This is a genomic window from Bacteriovorax sp. DB6_IX (genome assembly GCF_000447775.1).
Taxonomy (GTDB): domain Bacteria; phylum Bdellovibrionota; class Bacteriovoracia; order Bacteriovoracales; family Bacteriovoracaceae; genus Halobacteriovorax_A.
Genome location: NZ_AUNJ01000167.1, coordinates 1 through 3,603 on the forward strand (window position 1 = coordinate 1; position 3,603 = coordinate 3,603).

5 protein-coding genes and 1 pseudogene are annotated in these 3,603 nt (G+C 37.4%); all 6 read left to right on the forward strand.

Going from position 1 to position 3,603, the window contains the following annotated elements:
* The first annotated feature begins 212 nt into the window (after positions 1 to 212).
* A complete protein-coding gene (locus tag M901_RS04905) occupies positions 213 to 1,169 on the forward strand; it encodes a P-loop NTPase (protein WP_021277082.1) in 957 nt (318 codons plus the stop codon).
* A gap of 26 nt (positions 1,170 to 1,195) precedes the next feature.
* Positions 1,196 to 1,849: a helix-turn-helix domain-containing protein gene (locus M901_RS04910; protein WP_021277078.1), complete on the forward strand. Its 654-nt coding sequence runs from the start codon at positions 1,196 to 1,198 to the stop codon at positions 1,847 to 1,849.
* Between the two features lie 3 nt (positions 1,850 to 1,852).
* A complete protein-coding gene (locus M901_RS04915; RefSeq protein ID WP_021277079.1) occupies positions 1,853 to 2,545 on the forward strand; it encodes a pseudouridine synthase in 693 nt (230 codons plus the stop codon).
* Positions 2,542 to 2,820: a hypothetical protein gene (locus M901_RS16280; protein WP_053335824.1), complete on the forward strand. Its 279-nt coding sequence runs from the start codon at positions 2,542 to 2,544 to the stop codon at positions 2,818 to 2,820. Before M901_RS04915 ends, M901_RS16280 begins: the two co-directional genes overlap by 4 nt.
* The gene (locus M901_RS04920; RefSeq protein ID WP_021277080.1) at positions 2,817 to 3,389 is read left to right on the forward strand and encodes a polyphenol oxidase family protein; all 573 of its coding nucleotides are present in this window, start codon (positions 2,817 to 2,819) and stop codon (positions 3,387 to 3,389) included. Before M901_RS16280 ends, M901_RS04920 begins: the two co-directional genes overlap by 4 nt.
* A gap of 2 nt (positions 3,390 to 3,391) precedes the next feature.
* Positions 3,392 to 3,603 (forward strand): annotated as a pseudogene (locus tag M901_RS04925) (vitamin K epoxide reductase family protein); the annotation flags it as partial.

Consider the following 3,603-nt stretch of genomic DNA (forward strand, 5'->3'; position numbering starts at 1 on the left):
CTTAAGAGATCACCTTCCCTTTCAAGAAGATCACTTTGTCTCTGACGCAATGAAAGATTTTGAGAGTATTGATAAAATTTCAAAATGTGCCCACTAATCCGACTCTTTTAATCAAGAATATCCTTCCCTACTTTATAGCGGAAAATTCTTTTCGAGGCCTTTTAAATAAGTCTATAATAATCAAGCTATTAAAATAATAGGGGAAGAAACTTTTGAATAATTCAATTAGCTCACATATAAAAGATGCAAGTGACCTGCTGGGAACACAGAATGGAAGCCAAAAAATTTGGGCCATTGGTGGTGGAAAAGGTGGTGTCGGGAAATCACTTGTGACTTCCAATCTTGCCATTTGTCTTTCACTACTTGGAATGAAAGTCGTTGTCATCGACATGGACCTTGGAGGGGCGAACCTTCACACATGTCTCGGTGTGCCAATTCCAGAAAAAACACTTAGTGATTACTTTCAAAAATCTAATACAAAACTTGCTGACCTACTCACAACGACTCCGCTTAAGAATTTAAAACTTATCAGTGGAGCTCAAGATGAAATGGGAATTGCAAACCTTAGACAGGTACATAGAAGCAAGCTGCTGAAGCAACTTAGAGAACTAGACGCAGATTACATTCTTTTAGATCTCGGGGCCGGAACTACAAATAATACCCTCGATTTCTTCTTATCTGCAGACCAAGGAATTCTTGTAACTCTTCCAGAGCCAACATCTATTGAGAATACTTATCGTTTTATTAAGTCAGTTTTTCATAGAAAGCTGGCACATCTTGAAGACTTTCTTGAGGTCTCACCGCTTATTGATAAAGTTCTCAACAGCAAATTGAATGAGAATAGCTCTCCAGCAGAGATTATTGAGAAAGCGATGCAGATAGACCCCGTGATGGGAGAAAAGCTTAAAAGAGAAGTTCAAACTTTTTCGCCAAAACTGGTTATTAACCAAGTAAGAACTCAAGCTGATATTGATATTGGTTTTTCGATGAAAATCATCTCAAAGAAATACTTTGGTCTTAACTTAGACTACGTAGGATTCCTTGAGTACGATGCGACGGTTTGGCAAAGTGTAAAAAAGAAGAGACCTCTTCTGTTGGAATTTCCAAGTTCAACTTTAGTTAAAAACTTTGAAAGTATTATTCACAGAATATTAAATTTATCTAAGTAATTTTCACCGGGAAAGGAGTCCTACAAGTGAACGACAATTTAAAAAACTATTATGAAGTGCTTGAAGTACAACCAAACTCTTCAACACAAGATATTCAGCAAGCATACACTAGGGCCAAGAATGCTTACACTGGAGATAGTTTAGCTTTGTACTCACTTCTTTCTCAAGATGAGGCCAATAAAATTCTAGAACTCATTGAAGAAGCTTATAATATCCTCAGCGATCCTGTTAAAAGAAAGCAGTATAATATCGCGAGAGGGATTGAGCACAACCCAAGTATCTCTCACTCACCTGACCCATCTGAAAAAGATAATGAATTCAAACAGAATAAGAACGCAAGTGGTGAGATGAATAAGCTTGTGGCGAAAAAGAGATATGGGCTTGAGTATCAAGAAGATGCCAACTTCGAAGTTGAGATCGAACAATGTACTGAGTTCACGGGAGAATTCCTTAAAAAGATCAGAGAATACAAGAATGTTGATGTAAACAGACTTGCAGATATGACGAAAATTTCTAAAACATATATTCGCTATATTGAAGAAGAAGATGTAACAAAAATGCCTGCTGTGGTTTATGTTAGAGGATTTGTTTATCAATATGCAAAGTGCCTCAAGCTAAACCCTGAGCTAGTTGCAAACTCTTATGTTTACAGACTAAAAAAACTAAAAGGTGAAGTTTAAGAAATGTCTGAGTCTCAAATCTGCATCCTTATTGTAAAAGACGAAGATAAGAATCAGTTTAAGAGGCTCGATCAATTTCTAGCCCATCACCTCAAAGATCATAGCCGATCATTTATTAAAGACCTCTTTCTCAAGGGGCAAATTACTTCAGAAACAAAATTAGAGATAAAGAGACTTCCGGCGGTTGGAACCGAAATAAAGATAGAGATTCCACCGCCAAGAGACCCCGATGCTCAAGCAGAGAATATCCCTCTCGAAATTATTTACGAAGATGAACATCTTGTTTTCGTTAATAAACCTGCGGGAATGGTTACTCACCCAGCTCCGGGAAACTACACAGGAACTCTCGTCAATGCAATTCTTCATCACTGTCCCGATCTACAAGGTGTCGGCGACCAAAGAAGACCAGGGATCGTTCATAGACTAGATAAGGGAACAAGTGGAATCATGGTTGTGGCAAAGAATCAAAAATGTCACGACGGATTAGTTAAGCTCTTTTCAACTCACGATATTGATCGCGTTTATGAAGCCCTCGTCATGGGTACGAGAATTGAAGCTTCAGGCCGTCTCGAATCAACAATTGGAAGACATCCTCAAAATCGTTTAAAAATGGCGGCCAATGTAAAAGTTGGAAAAAATGCTATTACATATTACAAGGCACTCGGTTCTACGAAAAATTTAGTCGAATGGAGATGAAGCTAGAGACAGGAAGAACCCATCAAATTAGAGTTCACCTTAGCCAACTTCTTCACCGACCAATTCTATGTGATCCACTCTATGGAAATCCAAAAGAACATTTAAATAGATTGGGTGGAGAATTTAAATCACTTATTAAAGATTATGAATTTCCATTTCTTCACGCCAAGATTCTAGGTCTTGTTCATCCTATTACCAAAGAAAAACTTTTCTTTGAGGTTGACCCACCTCCCCTTTTTCAACAAGTCATTAAACTTGCAAGGGGTGAAGAATGAGCAAACTCCTTTTCCACAAACAGCTAGGAGACTACTCGTTTGAGGTCTATGATGACAGACCCAATTTTGATGTCGTACAAGTAAACCAAATTCATAGCGATATCGTCATCAAGAGTCATCAAGCTAGTCTAGATTGCGATGCAGATGGAATCTACACAACAAATTTAGAAACTCCCTTGGCCATAAGGACTGCCGATTGTTTGCCAGTGATTCTTATTGGAAGAAATGGTGTTGCAAATATTCATGCCGGTTGGCGTGGTGTTCAATCTAAAATTGTCCAAAGTCACGAGTTAAAAGAGCTTGATGCCTATCTTGCATTCATTGGCCCACATATTCGAGTAAAAAACTATGAAGTCGGAGAAGATTTCAAGAAGAACTTCCCTCACAGTTCTCATTTTGAAGGTGTGAACTTTAATATGGAGGCGGAGATCATCGATCAACTAAGAAACCATTATCATAATATTGAAATACAAACATGTGATATCTGTACTTTTGAAAATGAAGAGTTCAACAGCTATCGCAGAAATAAAACAGAAAAAAGAAATTGGAATATTATTAAAAGGATTTAATTATGAACAACAATTCATTTTTTGAAAAAGCCTCATTCAATCAGAAGATTATTTTCTTCTCGATGGGATTACTCATGGCCGTCTTCTCTATTTATTTAACTAGCCATTACTTTACTGCAAAATATCCTACAGGATTTGAAAGTGGTTCAATGTGTAATATCAATTCATTCTTTAATTGTGATGCGACAACACTTTCACCACTAGGAAATATCGC